At 63.1% G+C, this 19,120-nt stretch carries 12 protein-coding genes; 7 read left to right on the top strand and 5 right to left on the bottom strand.

Going from position 1 to position 19,120, the window contains the following annotated elements:
- Positions 1-6 precede the first annotated feature (6 nt).
- Genes AC2FMY_RS13355 through AC2FMY_RS13345 form a run of 3 tightly spaced genes read right to left on the bottom strand, consistent with a single transcriptional unit; the run spans position 7 to position 3,091 of the window.
- Positions 7-891 (bottom strand): esterase-like activity of phytase family protein, encoded by an 885-nt coding sequence (locus tag AC2FMY_RS13355; RefSeq protein ID WP_480748825.1) that lies wholly within the window; start codon positions 889-891, stop codon positions 7-9.
- On the bottom strand, positions 864-1,727 hold the full coding sequence (mepA, locus tag AC2FMY_RS13350; protein WP_496746103.1) for a penicillin-insensitive murein endopeptidase: 864 nt from the start codon (positions 1,725-1,727) through the stop codon (positions 864-866). Before mepA ends, AC2FMY_RS13355 begins: the two co-directional genes overlap by 28 nt.
- On the bottom strand, positions 1,724-3,091 hold the full coding sequence (locus tag AC2FMY_RS13345) for an MFS transporter (RefSeq protein WP_496746101.1): 1,368 nt from the start codon (positions 3,089-3,091) through the stop codon (positions 1,724-1,726). Before AC2FMY_RS13345 ends, mepA begins: the two co-directional genes overlap by 4 nt.
- A gap of 365 nt (positions 3,092-3,456) precedes the next feature.
- On the opposite strand from AC2FMY_RS13345, the gene AC2FMY_RS13340 reads away from it, so the two are divergent.
- The 4 genes from AC2FMY_RS13340 (at position 3,457) to yaaA (ending at position 8,271) form a co-directional block, all read left to right on the top strand.
- Positions 3,457-4,977, top strand: coding sequence for a pilus assembly protein TadG-related protein (locus AC2FMY_RS13340; RefSeq protein WP_480748822.1), 1,521 nt, complete (start codon positions 3,457-3,459; stop codon positions 4,975-4,977).
- Positions 4,978-5,047: 70 nt separating this feature from the next.
- Positions 5,048-5,335: a YggT family protein gene (locus AC2FMY_RS13335; RefSeq protein ID WP_480748821.1), complete on the top strand. Its 288-nt coding sequence runs from the start codon at positions 5,048-5,050 to the stop codon at positions 5,333-5,335.
- Between the two features lie 90 nt (positions 5,336-5,425).
- Entirely contained in the window at positions 5,426-7,465 is a 2,040-nt protein-coding gene (gene recQ / locus AC2FMY_RS13330) for a DNA helicase RecQ (RefSeq protein ID WP_496746099.1), read from the top strand.
- Between the two features lie 35 nt (positions 7,466-7,500).
- Positions 7,501-8,271, top strand: coding sequence for a peroxide stress protein YaaA (gene yaaA, locus AC2FMY_RS13325; RefSeq protein ID WP_496746097.1), 771 nt, complete (start codon positions 7,501-7,503; stop codon positions 8,269-8,271).
- On the opposite strand, the gene AC2FMY_RS13320 is transcribed toward yaaA, so the two are convergent.
- Positions 8,262-8,714, bottom strand: a complete 453-nt coding sequence (locus tag AC2FMY_RS13320; protein ID WP_496746095.1) for a VOC family protein — start codon at positions 8,712-8,714, stop codon at positions 8,262-8,264. The genes yaaA and AC2FMY_RS13320 overlap by 10 nt on opposite strands.
- 19 nt (positions 8,715-8,733) lie before the next feature.
- On the bottom strand, positions 8,734-10,968 hold the full coding sequence (locus AC2FMY_RS13315) for a response regulator (RefSeq protein ID WP_496746094.1): 2,235 nt from the start codon (positions 10,966-10,968) through the stop codon (positions 8,734-8,736).
- A gap of 136 nt (positions 10,969-11,104) precedes the next feature.
- Between AC2FMY_RS13315 and AC2FMY_RS13310 the strand changes: the two genes are divergently transcribed.
- The 3 genes from AC2FMY_RS13310 to pbpC are packed head-to-tail and all read left to right on the top strand — an operon-like array spanning position 11,105 to position 19,117.
- Positions 11,105-16,528: an alpha-2-macroglobulin family protein gene (locus AC2FMY_RS13310; protein WP_496807506.1), complete on the top strand. Its 5,424-nt coding sequence runs from the start codon at positions 11,105-11,107 to the stop codon at positions 16,526-16,528.
- The gene (locus AC2FMY_RS13305; protein ID WP_480748814.1) at positions 16,525-17,088 is read left to right on the top strand and encodes a putative glycolipid-binding domain-containing protein; all 564 of its coding nucleotides are present in this window, start codon (positions 16,525-16,527) and stop codon (positions 17,086-17,088) included. Before AC2FMY_RS13310 ends, AC2FMY_RS13305 begins: the two co-directional genes overlap by 4 nt.
- Complete coding sequence (gene pbpC / locus AC2FMY_RS13300; protein ID WP_496807505.1) at positions 17,081-19,117, top strand: penicillin-binding protein 1C; 2,037 nt, start codon at positions 17,081-17,083, stop codon at positions 19,115-19,117. The genes AC2FMY_RS13305 and pbpC overlap by 8 nt, the downstream gene beginning before the upstream one ends.
- The last annotated feature ends 3 nt before the right edge of the window (positions 19,118-19,120 follow it).

Here is a 19,120-nt window from a genome sequence, read left to right as displayed (position 1 = left end):
GGCAAGTCAGTCGGGCAGAATGTACTCCACCAACTCCGTACGTTGCAGGCCAAGGAAATTGTCGTCCGACACCATTGTGGCGCGCAGACGGCCCAGTCGGTCACGCCATACGGACAAGCCTTCCAGATTGTCGTGGGTGCCGACACCGGTTTTCAACAGGATTTCTTCTCCACTCACGCCGGTGTCGTCAATGCTCCAGCGGCGTATCTGCGAACGGAAACCAATCAGCGATGCATCCCGTTCAAGCACGTATAGCTTTCCGTCCGGTCCGAAATCCGCGCCGACCGGAAGAAACCCCCCGATCTGGCTCAGCGTGAACGGTGTCGACCACCGTTTACCATCCCACCTGTAAACCGGGATTGACCCATCGGTGGTGCGGCTGCTTTCCGGCATCGTGTAAACCCGCCCCTGCGCGTCGATTGCGAGCGCTTCGAACGAACCGTTCCGCGCCAGCTTGGTAAAGGCTTCGGGACGCGGCAGAACGTTCGAACGTCCGTCCAGCGTTTCGTAACGCGCGACGCGATGCACACCCTCAAAGGAGATATAGATCGTCCCATCGCGGTCGATGGCCAGCCCTTCGGAATCCCCGACCCACCCGGGCAGAACCCGGTTCTGGCTGGAGCGCACCTGAAAACGCGGCCCGATGTCCACTCCTGTTATCGCATCGCCGTCGCGAAGAATCCGGGCGGTCAAAATGGATGTTCGGTCGCTCAGAACCGTCATGTCGGATCCGTTGTCGGACAATTCCAGGGCAGAGAACCCTCCAAACCAGATCGCCTTGTGCCGCCAGGTAAAACTGCTCAGATATGTGGACTGCTTGATGTCCACAGCCTGAACCGAACCCGCGACGCACAGGGCGGATATCAATCCGATTGCAAGACAGCGGCGCATTGGTTCGGCAGATCAGCCAGCACGTATTCACGGCGTTTCTTTGGAGGCGGCGCGTTCGGATCGGGCGGTGGCGGATTCAGGATATTGTTGACCCATTGTTGCGCTTCTGCACAGCCGTCCCCTTTGGGCGGCGGGTTTTGATTGGCGCATCCCTTTGCCCCGCGCGGACAGTTCAGCCTGACGTGAAAATGGTAATGATGGCCCCACCAAGGGCGGATCTTGCGCAAATAGGCGCGATTACCCTTTTCGTCATTGCACATCTGAACCTTGGCGCCGGGAAAGACGAAAATTCGCGCCACTCGCTTGTCCTTGGCCGCCTCGCGAATGATCGCGTGATGGTTGGCTGTCCAGTTGCTGTTGACATAAGCCCCGTTCGCCCGGCGCAGCGAGATGGACGAGATCTTCTCGCGCGCCTGCCGGGTCAGGCGCAGATTGTTGGCCGGCAGCATCCAGATATCAATGTCCAGCCCGATCTGGTGACTGCGATGGCCCGACAGCATCGGCCCGCCGCGCGGCTGACTGATATCGCCGATATACAGCCCGCCCCAGCCGCGCTGCCTGGCGGCAAACTGGCTGAGGTCCTGAACAAAGTCGATGGTTTCCGGGTGTCCCCAGTTGCGATTGCGCGACAACCGCATCGCCTGCCATGTCGGGCCGGTTTCAGGCAGTTGTACCGACCCCGCCGCGCATCCTTTGGCATAGCTGCCATAGGCGGCAGGTTTCTGCCGGGAGGCCTGCTGTTTTGCCCCGAACAATTCCTTGGCTAACGGTGCGGCATTGGCCGAACAGGCCAGAATCGAAATTCCGATAACTGTCAAAAGACGTAAAAAAATCATTGTTTCTGGTCCCCTTCCGGTCTGACCCAACGCATCAGGAACAGCCCCAGAATAAACAACGCCACGATCGGGGAAACCCCCAAACGCGCGCTGCCCGTGCCGATTGTTGCTAGGTCGATCAAAAGCGGCGCGGCAAAGGCGGTGGCGCGGCCCGACAGGCCGTAAAGGCCAAAGCTTTCGACAGGTGCCTTCGGGTCGGTGTGGCGCACCATCATCGACCGGCTGGCAGATTGCAGGATGCCCCCCATGCCCCCGATCAGGATACCGCAGCCGAAAAACACCATGTCCGGCAAGCCCGATCCCTCGGGCAGGGCGATGCCGTAGATCTGAGTTCTGTCCATCGACACGATGGTGACGCACACGAGGATCAGAACCCATATTGTTACCAGAATAACCGGTTTGGGGCCGAACCTGCGGTCCAGCTTGCCGCCGATCCAGGCAAAGACCGCCGAGGCGAGCACGCTGACGATGCCGAAAACACCGATCCTGATCAGGTCCCATTCCAGAACCAGTCGCGCATAGACGCCGCCGAAACTGTATAGCCCGTTCAGCGCATCGCGATAGAACATCGACGATCCCAGATATGCCGACAGGCTGCCGCGATGGCGCAGGTTCGACACCGATTTTCCCAGCAAACGCAGCGCCTCACCGACGCTGCCCTTGCGGTCGCCACGGTCCTCATCCCGGACCCACAGGAAATACGGCACCATGAACAGAATGAACCACCCGGCGGTGAATGGGCCGACAAAGCGCGTTCCCTCGCGCTGACCCGCATCCAGCCCGAACATTGGGTCCATTCCGATCAGCGTCTTGCCGTTTGGCTGCTCGACAAACAGGGCCAGCATGATCGCCAGCGACAACAACCCTCCGAAATAACCGAACGCGAACCCCGATCCCGAGATTTCGCCCACCTCGTGTTCGTTTCCCAGATCGGGAAGTTGGGAGTTGATGAAGATCAGCGCATATTCCGCGCCCACAAAGCCCAGTCCAAAGGCCGATAGGATCAACCACATGTTCGACCCGTCGGGCATCGTGTACCACAGCGCCGCCGATCCCGCCGCATACATCACCGAAAAGGCAAAGATATACGGAATGCGCCGCCCGGACACGTCGGCAAGTGCCCCCAGCAGTGGTGCGCCAAATGCGATGATCAGGCCGGTTATGGTCAGGCACCTTGCCCAGACGCTTTGCGCCTGCGCCGCCGCGCTTTGCGCGTCCAGCCCGGTGCTCGCGAAATACTCGGCGGCCACGCCCGCGAAATAAGGGCCGAACACAAACGTGACCAGCAACGTGTGATAGGGCTGGCTGGCCCAATCGAAAAACCACCACCCCCAAATGCGCCTGCGCCTGGATACCGCTGCCATTCCTGCCCCTCCTGCCTTTTGTTCTCCTTATGCGGGCAGTACACAGGATGAGGCAAGCCTTTCCGGGCGTTCCGCATCTTCGCGAATCGTTGATCCTAATTTGGAAACTGTTTCCATTAGTTTTTCACATTGTTCCGAAATTACCCTGCGTTACGAAAAAAGTGATGGGATTTACGACAGTTCCGCCAAATTACCGCCACAGTCGGGTACTAGGCCCGACACACACTTTAAGCCCCAACCCTTATCCGCCCAGTGAGGATTGCCTCATGACGTTGTTCCCAAATAAGTTGCGCGACTGCTGCGGCAGATCACCAAAAACAATTGCCCTTGCGGCTTGGCAATTCTGCAAGAACGAACGCGGGTCCATGACGATCCTTGGTTTGTTTTTGTTTCTGATCATCCTGATCACCGTCGGGCTTGGGGTTGACCTGATGCGGTACGAACGGGAACGGGTCCTGCTGCAATCCACTCTCGACCGCGCGACATTGGGTGCCGCGGACCTCGACCAGACACTCGATCCCGAAGCTGTTGTCAGGGACTACCTGAAGAAGGCGGGGCTGGAAGATCGGCTTAAGGCGGTCAAGGTGGACGAGGGCCTTGGCTTCCGCAAGATCACGGCCACCGCGGAAACCGTCGTGCCCACGCATTTCATGCATATGTCCGGCGTGGACAGCCTGAGTGCGGTTGCGGGCAGCATCGCCGAAGAATCGATCGGCGCTGTCGAGATTTCGCTGGTGCTGGATATTTCGGGGTCGATGGGGGAAGCCAGCCGGGATGGCAGCACCAAGATCGCGCTGTTGCAGGGCGCGGCAAAAGAGTTTGTCGAACTTTTGCTGGAAAAATCCGAAAGTGATGAAACCTCGATCTCGATCGTGCCCTACGCTACACAGGTCAATGCGGGCGAGACGTTGCTGGACAAGTTCACCAATGTTACGCAGGAACACGACTATTCCCATTGTGTGAATTTTATTCCGGAACAGTTCAGCGACACCGACCTGCACCGCAACGATCGGCTTGAAAGAACCGCGCATTTCGATCCGTTTACCGATAGCGAAGATCCGATAACGAGCCCGGTTTGTCCTATCCGTGACGGGAGCGAGATTACGGCATTTTCCAATAGCGCGACTAAACTGAAAGAGCAGATCGACAAGTTGACCGCCAAGGGCAACACGTCCATCGAAATCGGCATGAAATGGGGGGTCGCACTTTTGGACCCCAGCATGCGCGATATCGTGGGCGACCTCAGCGCCGATGGCGTCGTCCCGGCAGAGTTTGCCAGCCGGCCAATTGATTACGACAAGGACGTGATCAAGATCGTAATCGTCATGACCGATGGTAAAAACACCGACCAGCCGCTTCTCAATCCATCGCTAAGGTCGGGTTTGTCTGACGTTTGGTACAACGCCGAGGAAGATCAGTATTCGGTGTTTTTCTCACAAGGAAACAATCACCAGTATTACTGGCCGGACAAAAACAATTTCCGAACCACGCCCGACACGTCTGACCATCCTTACGGTGACAACGAGCCGGGTGATGCCGTCCGGCTGACCTATCAGGAATTGTTCAATCGTGCGTCCATTTATTGGAACGCATTGTACAACTACTATCCGATAAACAACGGTTACGCCGGCAGGTGGTTTGAAGCCGCTTTTTCCAGGATTAACGCGACCGCCAAGGATCAGCGCACCAAGAACATCTGCCGGATCGCGAAACGAGAGGGCATCATCGTCTACGGCATCGCATTCGAAGCGCCAACCGAGGGTCTTAGAGTTATCGAAAACTGCGCCAGCTCCGACAGTCACGTCTATGATGTGAGTGGACTGGACATCGAAAAGGCATTTGTGTCCATCGCTTCCTCGATCCAGAAACTGCGCCTGACGCAGTGACGATCACGTGCAGGGTTGCTCTTTTGGTCGAGGCTGCTTAGGTCTCGGCTAGTCTGAAAACGGAGTGCCCATGCTGTCGCTGATCCAAATCCTGCTGCTGATCCTGGACGTTGTCTGGTTCTTCATCCTGGCGCATGTGATCATGAGCTGGCTGATCAATTTCCAGGTTCTGAACCTGCATCAGCAATTCGTGGCGCAGATCTGGTATGGGCTGAACCGCATTCTCGAACCGATCTATGGCCCCGTCCGCCGCATCCTGCCACCGATGGGCGGCATCGACCTTGCGCCGCTGGTGGTGCTGATCGGCGTTTATGCGTTGCGGATCGTTCTGGTGAACAACGCAGTCTATTTCTACTGACCTCTTTTGCGCACTTGTTCACCGAATCTTAGTGTGTGAAACTGCCCATCAAGAGCAGACACCAAAAGTTGTGAACAGGGCCACCCGAACATGCTGGACGCCGCGCCATTGCTGCGAGATGTCTTCGGATTCGACGACTTCCGCACCGGACAGGCAGAGATCGTCGATGCTGTGACGGCGGGCGAAAACGTGCTGGCCATCATGCCGACCGGCGGTGGCAAGTCGCTCTGTTTCCAGCTTCCGGCGCTGTTGCGCGACGGGGTGACGGTTGTCATCTCGCCGCTAATCGCGCTCATGCGCGACCAGGTCCGTGCCTTGCAGGAGGCCGGGGTCGAAGCCGGTGCGCTCACCTCGGGCAACACGGTCGAGGAAACCGATGCTGTTTGGGAGGCACTTCAGGCCGGGCGCCTGAAACTCCTCTACATGGCGCCCGAACGCCTCGCTGCCGGGTCCGCGTTGGGCATGCTGCGTCGGATCAACGTCACCCTGATTGCCGTGGACGAGGCCCATTGTGTCAGCCAATGGGGACACGATTTCCGCCCCGACTACCTGCGGATCGGAGAGCTCAGGCGCGCGTTGAACGTCCCGCTCGCGGCCTTCACCGCCACGGCAGACGCCGAAACCCGTGACGAGATCGTCGAAAAGCTGTTCGACGGTCAGGTCCCGCGCACGTTTCTTCGCGGTTTCGACCGGCCCAACATCCACCTGGCCTTTGCCGCCAAGGACGGCCCGCGCAAGCAGGTTCTCGACTTTGCCGATGCCCGCAAGGGTCAGTCCGGCATCGTCTATTGCGGCACCCGCAACAAGACCGAAGTGCTGGCCCAGGCCCTGCGCGAGGATGGCCACAACGCCTGTCACTATCACGGCGGCATGGAGGCCGAGGATCGCCGCATTGTCGAAACCCGCTTCGCGCGCGAGGACGGGCTGATCGTCGTCGCCACCGTCGCCTTCGGAATGGGCATCGACAAGCCCGACATCCGTTGGGTTGCCCATGCCGATCTGCCGAAGTCCATCGAGGCCTACTATCAGGAAATCGGGCGCGCCGGTCGCGACGGAGCGCCCGCCGAGACCCTGACCCTGTTCGGCCCCGACGACATTCGCCTGCGTCGGTCCCAGATCGACGAGGGGCTGGCCCCACCCGAACGTCGCGCCGCTGACCACGCGCGGCTCAACGCGCTTTTGGGGCTGGCCGAAGCGCTGGATTGCCGTCGCCAGACCCTGTTGGGATATTTCGGGGAACAGGCCGAGCCCTGCGGCAAATGCGACCTCTGCGACAGCCCGGCAGATGTGTTCGACGGCACCACCCCTGTGCGCATGGCCCTGTCGGCCATTCTGCGCACCGAAGAATGGTTTGGCGCGGGCCACCTGATCGACATCCTGACCGGCAACGACACCGACAAGGTGCGCGCCCGCCGCCATGACGACCTGCCCACCTTTGGTGTCGGCAAGGCATGGTCACGGCCCCAGTGGCAGGCGATTTTCCGGCAGATGATGGGGCACGACCTGATCCGCCCCGATCCCGAACGCCACGGCGCGTTGCGCATGACCGAGGCTGCCAAACCGATCCTCAAGGCCGAGGCGACGATCCGCCTGCGCAAGGATACGATCAACAAGGCCGTCCGCCGACCCGCCGTCAAGACCATGGTGAGCGAAGAGGACGCGCCGCTTCTGTCGGCGCTCAAGGCCAAACGCCGTGCACTGGCCGAGGCCGCGCGCGTGCCTGCCTACGTCATTTTCCCCGACCGGACCCTGATCGAAATGGCCGAAAAACGGCCCAGGTCGCTCGATGACATGGCCCGTGTCGGCGGTGTCGGCGCGAAAAAACTGGAGCGCTATGGCGCGACCTTCCTCCAAGTGATCTCGGGCGAGGCGGCGGCGCTGCATCCGGCGCGGCGCAAACTGGCCGGTCGCGAGACCGCAGGCGTCTATGACCGCCTGCTCGAAGTGCAATCGGAACTGGCGCGTGGTCCCGACGGGATCGACAAGCCGCTGACCTGTTCGGCCTCACAGCTGGCCAAGGTGGCGCAACTGCGCCCCGGCGATGTGCGCGGTCTGGAACAGGTGCTGGGCGAACGCCGCGCGGAACGTTTCGGCCCGGCCTTTCTGGACGTCCTGGGGGCGGCGGGCTAGATACGGCGGAACGGCAAGGGATTTTGGGGGCGGATATGCTGGTAGTGATCTCTCCGGCCAAGCGGCTGGACTGGGCGGAGCGGGATGTCGAGGCGACCGAACCCGCCTTTCAGGAGGATGCGATCAGGCTGGCGAAAAGTGCCCGTAACCTGACGCTGGGTGACCTGAAGAAACTGATGAGTCTCAGCGACGATCTGGCCCGTCTGAACCGCGACCGCTTTCAGGTCTTCGCCGATACGCCGGATCGTAACGCGACCCGCCCTGCAGCCCTTGCATTTGCTGGCGATACCTATCAGGGGCTCGAGGCCACCTCGCTGGATGCCGACGAAATGGCATGGGCGCAGGATCACCTGCGCATCCTGTCGGGGCTTTATGGCGTGCTGCGTCCGCTCGACGCGATGCAGGCCTATCGGCTCGAGATGGGCAGCAAGCTGAAAACCCGGCGCGGCAAAAACCTCTATGAGTATTGGCGCGATCAGCTCAGCAAGGCGCTCAACCATCAGGCTGAACAGATCGGTTCCGAAATTCTGGTCAACTGCGCCAGTCAGGAATATTTCGGCGCAGTCGACCAAAAGGCGCTGAAACTTCGCGTCGTGACGCCCGTCTTCATGGAGGACAAGGGCGGTGCGCCAAAGATCGTCAGTTTCTTCGCCAAGAAGGCGCGTGGCGCGATGGCGCGATACGTGATCCAGCACCGGTTGACCGATCCGGCCTCGCTGACCGATTTCAACACCGGCGGATATGCCCATCGCCCCGATCTGTCCGAACCTGACAAGCCGGTCTTTGTCCGCCCCTATCAGGCCTGACCGTCCAGCATCGACGGATCAAAGGCCACCAGCTCCACCGTATTGCCTTCGGGGTCTGCGGTGAAAATGCCGCGCCAGCCGATCCAGCCGAACTGTTCCACCCGATAGGACTGGCCGATCCGGTCATACCAGCGCATCACGGCCTCCTGCTCGTCAAACGGCAGCGACAGGGCGATGTGATGCAGCGCCGAGTTGCCGCCCGTCACCGGCCCGCCCGCATCGCCGGGGCGAGGCGCGGTGTCGTGATGGAACAGGGCCAGCACGCTGGTATGCCCGCCGAACCCTTCGGCGATCTTGAAAAAAACGATGGGGCTGTCGCGATCCCCCCGCACCCGTTCCAGCCCGATGACGGTCTCATAGAATGCAATCATCGCCGCCATATCGGCGCAGCGGATGGCAATTTCGCCCAAGGCTCGGGGCCGGAATCCACGGTCTTCGATCATGGCTCAAAGCTATGTCGGGTCAGATGGGCGCACAAGGCAATTCAGGCCTGGACGGGACCACCGGGCGCGCGTCCGACGGTTGATGCTCGATGATCATTTCATGGATCAGGGCCTTTTGCAGCGGCTTGGTCAGATAATGATCCAGACCTGCCGCCAATATCCCCTCGGCATCCCCGGCCATGGCATGCGCGGTCAGGGCGACGATGGGCACGCGCCGCCCGCTGTCTGCCTCGATACGGCGGATTTCGCCGGCGGCCTGTTTACCATCCATCTTGGGCATCGAGATATCCATGAAGATCAGGTCGGGCGCAAACGCCGAAAATGCTTCCACCGCCTCGATACCATTGCCTGCGAACCGCAGTTCGATATCCAGATCCTTGACCATCTTGCTCAGGACCAGCTGGTTGGTCCGGTTGTCCTCGGCCGCCAGAACCCGCATCGTCCGGAGCTGCCCCGAGGGAATGGCCGGCTCATGTGTATCGGCCGTTTCCTCCCGGTCGTCCAGCGCGGGAATCCGATCAAAGACCACTGCTCCCAACGCTTCGAGACGCGAGAACAGTTCCGCCCGCGGCACCGGTTTCTGCATGACGCCCTGAACCAGATGCCGGTTTGCATCGCCGTGGATCGCACCGGGATTCGCGGTCACGATGACGATCGGCACGTCATCCCATCCCCGCTCGCGCATCAGGCGCGCCATCTCCAGCCCTTCCAGATCGGGCATGTGATGATCGCTGAGGATCAAATCGACGCTCTCATCCAGTCGTTGTAACGCCTCGGCCCCCGACCGGCACGACGTCACCCTTGCCCCCAGGCGGTCAAGCTGTTTTTCCAGAATCGCCCGGTTGACCGCCAGATCATCCACCACCATGACATGATGCAGACGTTCCGTCAGGCTGGGGGGAACGGGCTGTGGCCCTTCGGCTGTCGGCAGGGTGATCCGGAATCCGAAACAGGTGCCTTGCCCCTCTTCGCTTTCCACCCAGATCCTGCCGCCCATGATCTCGACCAGCCGTTGCGAAATGGCCAGGCCCAACCCGGTGCCCTCAAAGGCGCGGTTCCGCTCATCCTCGACCTGATTGAACTCGCCGAAGATGTGGTCGATTTTCGATCTGGCGATACCGATGCCGGTATCCTCGATCGCCATATGAATGCTGCATGTCCCATTTTCGGCATCCGGAACGCCGGTTACCCGGATCAGCACATGCCCCTTGGCGGTGAATTTCACCGCGTTCCCCAACAGATTTGTCAATACCTGCCGCACCCGGCCCGGATCGCCGACAAACAGCGTCGGCAGGAACAGGTCGTAATCCACCAGCAGCGACAATCCCTTTTCCCTAACCGTCGGTTGCATCAGCATGGCAATCTCGTGGATGCACCGTTCCAGATCAAAGCTTTCGGGGTAAAGCACCAGCCTGTCAGCCTCGATCTTGGAATAATCCAGCACGTCATTGATGATGACCAGCAATGCCTCACCCGAACTGCGGATGGTGTCGACATAAGTTTGCTGTTCTTCGTCCAGCACGGTATCGGTCAGCAGTTCCGACATGCCGACGATGCCGTTCATCGGCGTTCGGATTTCGTGGCTCATATTCGCTAAAAAGGCCGATTTCGCCCGGTTCGCCGCTTCGGCTTTTTCGCGGGCTGCGCGCAACTCAGCCTCGTAACGGACAGTCGCGGTGATGTTGAGCGCCAGGCTGACCATATCGCCGCCATGGCCTCGTTGGTCGATGAGCTTGACATATTGCCGGTTCCAGAGCTGGATCACGATCGGTTCGGGAATGTCCGACAGCCAGCGGTTGCGCATCATGTCGCGCCACTCGGATGCGGACTGTTCGCCCAGATCGATCAGGCCCTCATCTGTCAGGATCTCAAGCAGGCGCATATAGGATATGCCGGGTGCAACCTCGTCCAGACCATCGAAAACACTCAGATAGGCGGTGTTCGCACCGATCATCCTGTGATCGGCGTCATAATAGGCGAACCCGTCCTGAATGGTCTGGATCGAATGCCACAACCGGCGTTCGGCCACTTCGATCTTGGCATTTGCCACCGTGAGATCTGATTTCACCTTTTCATTTTCATCCCGCACGGTGGCGACTTCGGCGCGGGTCTCGCCAATCTCTTTCGTCAAGGCCATCGCATGCTGGCCAAGCTTGCGGTTTGCAGCAGACAATTCCGCCTGTTTGAGGTCCAGCCGCCGCTCGGCCGCCAGTCGCGCGCGCCGTTCCCGGGCCAGTTTGTCGGCAAGGCTCATTCTTCGGTTTCCTTGACAGTCTCGGCGCAGCATCGGGTGATTAGGTGAAAAACTGTTTAAACCTGTCTTGGCCGCGTCTCTGGCGTTGCAAAGGCACGGCCGCCCGTGTCACCTTGAGACCAAACAGGAGGTCGCCATGCGCCGCTTTGCATTTTTCTCAATTTCCTTGATTTTGCTGATCTTTTCCGGAGCGAACGACCTGCATGCCCAATCCGGCACCGCTGATTTCCGCTTTGTCGTCACCCGTGACGCCGATTTTTATGGCTCGGATCTGGACCCCCTGTTCGACACCGACCTGCAATCCTGTGTGCGGGCCTGTTCCGCCAACAGCCGATGTGCCGCCTTCACCTACAACACCCGTTCAAACGCGTGTTTCCCGAAATCCGGCATATCGCGGCAGGACATCTACGAGGGCGCGCTATCGGCGCAAAAGATTGCGACAGGCGACGAGGCGCTCGCACTGTCCCGCGTTCGCTCCGCGGAACTGCCGTTCCTGAGCGATGACGATCTGGCGCGCGCGCGCAACCAGGCCCGCGATCTTGGCCTGCGCCATCCCGGTGGCGGGTTCGATCCGGCATCGGTTCTGGCGGCGGCCCACGCCGCCGACACGCCGCAACTGGCGATGCGCTGGACCGGTATCGCGGTATCGCTTACTGACCGGGGCGATCTGTGGGCCGACTACGCGCGCCTGTTGCTGGATATCCCGGGCGACGACCGGCAACGCCAGCGCGATTATTCCATGCGGGCACTGAACGCAGCGGTGAATGCCTATCTGCGCGCGGAAGCCCCCGCTGCGCGGGCGACCGCCCTGTCGGTGATGGGCGACGCGCTGGAACGCAGCGATCGGGGCCGCGACATGGTCTCGGCGCTGCGGCTGGCCTCGGACCTGCAGCCGCGCGCTGACATCCTGGCCGCCCTCGAAGCGGCGGTGGCGAAATACGGCTTTCGCATAACGGATACCACTGTTGAAAGCGATGCTGCCCAGCCACGCATCTGCGCAGAGTTTTCCGAACCGCTGGTGCAGGCCGGTGTCGACTACGAACCATTCGTGCAATTGCCCGAACCTCAGCTCGTGGTACAGGCCGATGACCGCCAGCTTTGCGTGGATGGGGTCGAGCATGGCAAGCGTTACCGCCTCGTCATCCGGCAGGGTCTGCCCGCCGCCTCGGGCGAGGCGCTGATCAAGGATGTCGAGCTGACACACTATGTCCGCGACCGCGCGCCATCGGTCCGCTTTCCCGGCCGCAGCTACGTTCTGCCCAAAGCGGCCGATGCGGCGCTGCCGGTCGAGACCGTCAACCTGACCCGGCTTGATCTGAAACTTCGCCGGATCAGCGACCGAAATTTGCTGCGCGCGGTACAGGACGGCTTCTTCGGCCGCCCGCTCAGTCACTGGCAGGATCAGCAGTTTTCGTCAGAGATTGCTCAGGAGGTCTGGACCGGTACCGCCGAGGTGCAATCCGAGCTCAACCGCGACATGACTTCCCGTCTGCCGATGGGGGCCGCAATCGCGCAGCAACCGGCGGGCATCTATGCGCTGACTGCGCGGGTACCGGGTGCCGATCCCTATGACGACCCCGGCGCGACCCAGTGGTTCGTTCTGTCCGATCTGGGCCTCAGCTCGATGTCGGGCACCGACGGGTTGCATGTAGCTGTCCGGAGCCTCGGTGACGCCACTTCGCGCGCGGGCGTCGAAGTCTCGCTGATCTCTCAGGCCAATGCCGTGATTGCAAAAGCCACAACCGATGCCGACGGCTATGCCCGGTTCGATCCCGGTCTCACGCGCGGGCGCGGGGCGGCAGCCCCGGCGTTGATCCTCGCAGAAAGTGGCAGCGATTTCTCCTTCCTGCCGCTCACCGATCCCGCCTTCGACCTGTCCGATCGCGGGGTCGAGGGGCGCCCGCCCGCCGGGCCGGTCGACGTGTTCCTGACAACCGATCGCGGCGTATATCGCGCGGGCGAGACCATTCATCTGACCGCCCTGACCCGCGATGATCGGGCGCAGGCGGTCGAAGGACTGCCGCTGACCGCCATCCTCAGCCGACCCGACGGTGTCGAATACCGCCGCGCGGTCTCGGACGGCGGCAAGGCAGGCGGCCACGTCTTTGTCATGCCCGTGGCGGGTGACGCCCCGCGCGGCACCTGGCGGATCGAACTCAGGACCGATCCGCAAGGCCCCGCACTGGCCAGCCAGACCGTGCTGGTCGAGGATTTCCTGCCCGAGCGCATCGACTTCGACTTGGCCCTGCCCAACACGCCCCTGCGCCCCGGTGACAGCCCGCCGCTGCAAATCGAGGCACGATATCTTTTTGGCGCGCCGGGTTCCGACCTGACCATCGACGGGCAGGTGGTTCTGCGCGCTGCCGAAACCGTGGCTGGGTACGAAGGCTATCGTTTTGGCCGCTATGACGCTCCGAATCCTTCCCCATCCAGCCATTTCGGCGGTGCGCGAACCGATGCTCTGGGTCAGGCGACCGTGGCGGTCGAAATTCCTTCGGTCGATTTGCCGGGCAAGCCACTAGAGGCGACGGTGATCGCCCGTCTGGCCGACGGCTCGGGCCGACCGGTCGAACGCCGCCTGACTGCGCCCGTTCTGCCGCAAACCCCGGTGATCGGCATCAAGCCGATGTTCGACGACGTGGTGGCCGAAGGGGCCGAGGCCGCGTTTCAGATTGTCGCCCTGTCGCCCGATCTGACGCCTGCCAACATGCGCGTGCGCTGGACACTGAACCGCGTCGAGACGCGTTATCAATGGTATCAGCTCTACGGCAACTGGAACTGGGAACCCACCACGCGCCGCACCCGCATCGCCACGGGCGAGGCCGACCTGGGCACCGATCCCCTGCCGCTCAGCCAGCCGGTCGATTGGGGCCGGTATGAGCTGGTGATCGAACGGCTGGACGGCGACTATGCCGCCGCTGCCGTGGATTTCCACGCAGGCTGGTATCAGGCCGCTGATGCCACCGCCACGCCCGACCGGCTGGAAATGTCGCTCGACCGTGACAGCTATCGCCCCGGCGACACCGCGCAGCTGCGGATTGTGCCGCGCGCAGCGGGTATCGCGCAGATCGCCGTCCTGTCGAACCGGGTGATCTTGCGTCAGTCCATCGACGTACCCCAGGGCGCAAGCGTCATTCCCCTGCCGGTGACCGAGGCTTGGGGCGCGGGCGCTTATGTAACCGCGACCGTGATCCGCCCGATGGATGTCACTTCCGGTCAGAACCCGGCCCGTGCGCTGGGCGTGGCCCATGCTGCCGTCGCGGCGCCGGGGCGCGAACTTGCGGTGTCGATCGAGGCTCCTCCGGTGGCCGAACCGCGCCAGACCCAACAGGCCCGCATCAAGGTTGACGGCGTTGCCGAAGGAGAACAGGCCTGGCTGACGCTGGCGGCTGTGGATGTGGGCATCCTGAACCTCACGGGCTTCGACAGCCCCGATCCAACGGGATACTATTTCGGCCAGCGCCGTCTTGGGGTCGAACTGCGCGACGTCTATGGCCGTCTGATCGATGGCATGAACGGCGCGATGGGCACCGTGCGTTCTGGAGGTGACAGCGATGCGGGCCTGCGCATGCAATCACCGCCACCGACGCAGGATCTGATGGCGGTGTTCTCCGGCCCGGTGAAAGTGGACACCAACGGCGAGGCCGTGATTGACCTGCCTCTGCCCGCCTTCAACGGCACGGTACGGCTGATGGCGGTCGCTTGGTCTGCCCGCGCGGTGGGACAGGCCGAGGCCGAGATGACCGTGCGCGACCCCGTGGTCGTGACCGCCAGCCTGCCGCGATACCTGGCTCCCGGTGACACCAGCCGACTGCTGTTGGAGATTGTCCATGCCGATGGTCCCGCCGGGGATATGGGCCTGACCCTTGCCGCCTCAGCGGCGCTGGATCTGGGAGACACGCCCGCCGGTTTCACGTTGGAGGAAGGGGCCAAGGCGGTGTTCGAGATCCCCGTGCGCGCTACCGCGCTGGGCGATCCGGCGATCGACGTGACCGTCACGACCCCCGATGGCCGCGCTCTGACCCAATCACTGACCCTGCCAGTACGTGCCAACGATCCGGTCGTGGCCCAGACGCGCCGCTTCGCGCTGGGCGCGGGTGACAGCTTCCTGTTCTCGGCCGATGTCTTTGCCGGGCTGCACCCCGGCTCCGGCAAGGCTGTCCTGTCTGCCGGGCCACTGGCGCGGTTCGACGCGCCGGGCCTTTTGGACACGCTCGACCGCTATCCCTATGGCTGCACCGAACAGGTGACCAGCCAGGCCCTGCCGCTGCTCTACCTGTCTTCGGTGGCGCAGGCCACGGGGCTGGGAAACCGAACTGCGGTATCCGACAGGATCAACGCCGCGATCCGCAGCGTCCTGGCCCGGCAGGCCGGAAACGGCTCCTTTGGCCTTTGGCGCGCCGAAAGCGGCGATTTCTGGCTTGATGCCTATGTGGGTGACTTCCTGTCCCGCGCCCGCGCGCAGGGCCATGCTGTTCCCGACCGCGCCTTTGCTCAGGCGATGGACAACCTGCGCAACCGCATCAGCTATGCCCCCGATTTCGATCAGGGGGGCGAGGATATCGCCTATGCCCTGATGGTGCTGGCGCGTGAAGGTGCGGCGGCAATGGGGGATCTGCGCTATTATGCCGACGTCAAGGGCCAGGCGTTTTCGACCCCGCTGGCGGCGGCACAACTGGGGGCGGCGCTGGCGGCCTATGGCGACCAGACCCGCGCCGACACCATGTTTGCCCGCGCCGCGCGCATGGTGGCGAACCGCCCTGCGCAGGACGAAACGCTCTGGCGCGCCGATTATGGCACACCTCTGCGTGATGCCGCCGGGCTGCTTGCGCTGGCGACCGAGGCAGGCAGCGCCGCCATCGACCGCGACGCGTTGGTAGCCCGGATCAGTTCCGACACCGGCGCACTGTCGACGCAAGAGGCCGCCTGGTCCCTGCTGGCCGCCCATGCGCTGGTGCAGACGCCCGAACGATCCGGCCTGCAGGTCAATGGCGAGCCCGTCGATGGCCCCTTCGTGCAGGTGCTGGCGGACGCGGCGGACGAGGTGCTCAACATCACCGCCGCCGACGGGCACAGCACCGACATCACCCTCACCGTCTCTGGCGTGCCCGAGGTCGCGCCACAGGCGGGCGGCACGGGGTATTCCCTCACCCGCCAGTATTTCTCGATGGATGGCGCGCCGCTTGACCGCAGCAACTTTGCCGTGGGCGAACGTTTTGTGACGGTTCTGACCGTGACACCGTTCGAGGATGGCGGCGCCCGGCTGATGATCAACGATCCGCTCCCGGCGGGGATCGAGATCGACAACCCCAACCTCTTGCGATCGGGTGATGTGCGTGCGCTCGACTGGCTCAGCCTTTCCGAGGCCACCCATGCCGAATTCCGGTCTGACCGATTCCTTGCGGCGGTGGATCAGTTCGGCCCCGTCACCATAACGCTGGCCTATGTCGCCCGCGCGGTCACGCCGGGCAGCTTTCACCACCCGGCGGCCTCGGTCGAGGATATGTACCGCCCCCGCAACCGCGCCTGGACCGGCACCGGGCGGGTCGCGGTGCAATGACCGGGCGCACGGCCGTCGCCTCGGCCCATTGGCGTCGGCTCGACATCCAGGGCACCGACCGTTGCACCCTGTCGCAACTGGATCAGGGCTGGATGCTGGTCGGTCAGGCGCTCTGGCATGACGATGGCGTTGATGCCAGTCTCAGTTATGACGTGCGCTGCGATCCCGACTGGTACAGCCTGTCGGCGGATGTGGCGGGCCACATCGGCGGGCGCGCCATTGCGCTGCGCCTGCATCGCGGGCCGCAGGGGTGGGTTCTGAATGACGAGATGCAGGACAACACCGCCAACTGCCATGATCTCGACCTCAGCTTTACTCCGGCCACCAACCTGCTTCCCCTGCGCCGCCTGTCGCTGGCCCGGGGCCAAAGCGCCCACGTCAGCGCCGCCTGGCTGAAACCCGGTCTGGGCATGCTGGAACGGCTGAACCAGATCTATACCCGCATCGACGCAACCGGCATCCGTTACAGCTCGCCAAACTTCGAGGCCGAGCTTGAGGTCCACGGATCGGGCTTCGTTACCGCATATCCCGGCTTGTGGGAAGGCTGGGTCGATGGCTAGTCCGGCGCGCATCTTGCTGGGTCTTGCCGCGGGACTGTTCCTGTCCGCACTTGCGCGCGACGCGGCAGACGGGTGGATTGCCCGCACCGTTCTGCCGTCGACACTGGCGCAGACATCGACCGAGGTACGGGACCGCAACGGCGCGTTGCTGCGGGCCTATCCGGTCGAGGACGGCCTCTGGCGATTGCAGCCGGGGCCGGTCGATCCGGATTTTGTCGCAATGCTGATCCGGTATGAGGACAAACGCTTCTGGACCCATTCGGGCGTTGACCTGCTGGCGATGATCCGCGCCTCCGCACAGGCGCTGTGGAACGGGCAGGTGGTGTCGGGTGGTTCCACCCTGACGATGCAGGTCGCGCGCCTGCTGGAAAATGGCCCGACTGGCCGCTGGCGCGGCAAGCTGCGTCAGATCCGGGTGGCGCTGGCACTGGAACGGCAGCTGGGCAAACAGGATATCCTCGACCTCTACCTGACCCACGCGCCCTATGGCGGCAATCTCGAAGGCGTGCGCGCCGCGACACTGGCCTGGTTCGGGAAAGAGCCGCGCCGCCTGACCCCGGCGCAATCCGCGCTGCTCGTGGCCCTGCCGCAATCGCCTGAAACCCGCAGGCCCGACCGGCACCCCGTTGCGGCCGCTCAGGCGCGCGACAGGGTTTTGCGCCGGATGGCCGACCAGAACGCCCTGCCACTGTCCGAGGTTCGGGCGGCCTTGACCGAGCCGACGCCCGTGATGCTGCGCCCCTTTCCGCAACTGGCCGCGCATCCGGCGGATCGCGCGATCGCTGACGCGCCCGAGGCCCAGACCCATGATCTGACCATCGACGCACGGCTGCAGTCACAACTCGAACCGCTGGTCGCCCGCGCCGCCGCCCGCGCCGGGGCGCGGGTCTCTGGCGCGATGATGGTTGCCGATTATACGACCGGCGACATCCTCGCCTCGGTCGGCTCTGCCGGGTATGACGACACGCGGCAGGGCTTCGTGGATATGACCACCGCCCTGCGCTCGCCCGGCTCGACCCTGAAACCGCTGGTCTACGGGCTGGCGTTCGATCAGGGCATGGCCCATCCCGAAACCCTGATCCATGACGGCCCTGTCATGTTCGGCCGCTATGCGCCGCGCAATTTCGACGGGATGTTCCGCGGCGATGTACGGGTGCGCGAGGCGTTGCAGATGTCGCTCAACATTCCCGTCGTCCGCCTGACGCACGAGCTTGGGCCAAGCCGCATCATGGCTGCGCTGAACCGGGCGGGCGCGCACCCGCGCCTCACCGGCGGCGCGCCGGGTCTTGCGGTGTCGCTGGGCGGGGTGGGGATCACCCTGAACGATCTGGTGCAGCTTTACGTCACGCTGGCGGCTGGCGGTCAGGGACCGTTGCTGCGCGACCGCCTGACCGATCCGGCGGGCAACACAGCACGGGTGATTTCCGACGTGGCCGCATGGCAGGTCGGCGATATTCTGGCGGGTCTCGCGCCGCCGCCCGGTGCCCCCGCAAATGTGCTCGCCTACAAGACCGGCACGTCCTACGGCCACCGCGACGCATGGGCCATCGGCTATGACGGGCGGCATGTGATCGGCGTCTGGCTGGGCCGGGCCGACGGCACTCCTGTACCCGGCGCCTTTGGCGGCGATCTGGCCGCACCCGTGCTGTTCGAGGCGTTCGGACGACTGAAACCCGCATTCGACCCGCTGCCGCCGCCGCCACCCGCGACCCTGATCGTCGGCGCTGCGGACCTGCCCGCGCCGCTGCAGCGATTCCGGCCCCGCTCTGCCGCGTTCCAGCCCGCAACCGGTGCGCCGCAACTGCTGTTTCCTCCGGACGGCGCGCGACTGGCGACTGATGGTACGCCGCTGACCGTCAAGCTGCGTGGCGGACAAGGCCCTTATTCTCTGCTGGCCGATGGCCGCCCCGTCGCCACCGGCATCCGGCAGACCGAGTTCGAAATTCCAAACCCTGGCCGGGGCTATGCCTCGTTTGTCCTCGTGGATGCAAAAGGCCGGTCAGACCGGATCTCCATCGCGATCGATTGAAAG

Source organism: Ruegeria sp. YKSE079 (assembly GCF_059612845.1).
Note: the sequence above shows the minus strand (reverse complement) of the source record. Positions and strands in the feature narration are given on the sequence as shown.